At 40.0% G+C, this 1365-nt stretch carries 1 protein-coding gene and 1 pseudogene; both read right to left on the minus strand.

The features are described 5' to 3' along the window. Positions 1-150: 150 nt before the first annotated feature. Positions 151-555 (minus strand): TetR family transcriptional regulator, encoded by a 405-nt coding sequence (locus tag ACT3RM_RS17845; protein ID WP_192532726.1) that lies wholly within the window; start codon positions 553-555, stop codon positions 151-153. Beyond that, positions 548-1365: pseudogene (locus tag ACT3RM_RS17850) on the minus strand (site-specific integrase); the annotation flags it as partial. The gene ACT3RM_RS17845 and the pseudogene ACT3RM_RS17850, both read right to left, overlap by 8 nt.

Consider the following 1365-nt stretch of genomic DNA (forward strand, 5'->3'; position numbering starts at 1 on the left):
TCGGAGGACAATAATTATAAATAGTTCGTTACATGTAACTGTGGCTAACCTTCTGTTTTATATAACTTTGTTTGAGGTTACACTTTTGGATGTTTTTAACTATCTCAAAAGTAACCTTAATTTGAAATTATTAACATTAAATTCAGGCAGTTAGCTGTATATTAGTTGCGTTACATTGCTATTGTCCGCAAGAACATTGCTCAGAGCCATGTTTTTTCGTATTAACGTAGCATTTTGTGATTGAACTTTAGCGAGCATAGCTTTCAATTCTGCCACCTCAGACCGCAACTCTCGATTGCGGTCTTTGTATTTATTAAGTTCAGTTTGTTTGGCATCACGTTGCTGTCGAATATCTTTGTTTACACCGCCTTTAATACGCTCTAATAGTTCAGGGCAATCACGGTGAATCAATGCTCGACTTACACCTGCTTCTTCGGCAACGGCAGCGACACTCATTTTGCGTTTATGAGAAACAGTATTTGGACGACCTTTTTCGATTCGAACAATGGCAAGTCGAACCGCTTTATGTGTCGCTTTTTCTTTCTGGTTAGACATTTATCACCTCGATATTCTCTCTTTCGTTAATCTCTTGCTTCATAGCTTCAACATCAATACCCAATGCCACTAGAACCTTTTCACAGCGTTCCATGCCTTTTTTTACCGCCGCTCTACCAGCTTCACCAATATCATCCAATTGCATCAGTTTCATTTGCTGCACTAGCATTCCCTCCCAATAGGGCAGGTGTCGCTTATCTACAATGCCGCTTTCACAGCTATCAGGCTTACCACACTTACACTCATCATCATTGGTGCACCACCCAATACCTGTTGAGCGAATTGGTATGGAGCTAGAGTATGCCTTTGCCATAGCACTAAGAGAGCCAAAAGATTTAATTAACTCTTTATCCTCACGGACTTTCATGATGTTTTGAGCTATGTCGCCACCAGTGATAGGCATGTCTAGTTCAAACCAATCTTGCTTAATTTCTTCTTCAACCAGATATTTCTCTCGAAGCATTTCTTCAAACAATTCAGCATCAAAAGCATCATTAAAGGCATACAAAGTGGTCATGGTAATTGACCAATGTTTAAAGTGGTCTTTTAATGCTCTCAAGTCACCTAATTCAGAGTGAACCGCATAATTAGCAAAGGTACGTCTGAATTGGTGCGCTGATAGGTTCCAATTATTCCCTATTTGTTCACATAAGTTTGGCAACCTAGTGTTAGTCATTGCCACCCCTGACAATAGGTAAATTGCGTTTCCTTTTCCCCGGTTTTTCGATAGGCAGATGTGGTTTGAGATTTCCTCAAGTCGATGTGCTTCCACATGATCGTTGCTTGCTTTCGCTTTTAGTAAATCACACT

The organism is Pseudoalteromonas sp. AOP7-A1-14 (assembly GCF_052376275.1).
GTDB lineage: Bacteria > Pseudomonadota > Gammaproteobacteria > Enterobacterales > Alteromonadaceae > Pseudoalteromonas.

Bases quoted from the DNA above. Each gene is read 5' to 3' on its own strand.
- ACT3RM_RS17845 (WP_192532726.1), bottom strand. From the start codon at position 555: ATGTCTAACCAGAAAGAAAAAGCGACACATAAAGCGGTTCGACTTGCC.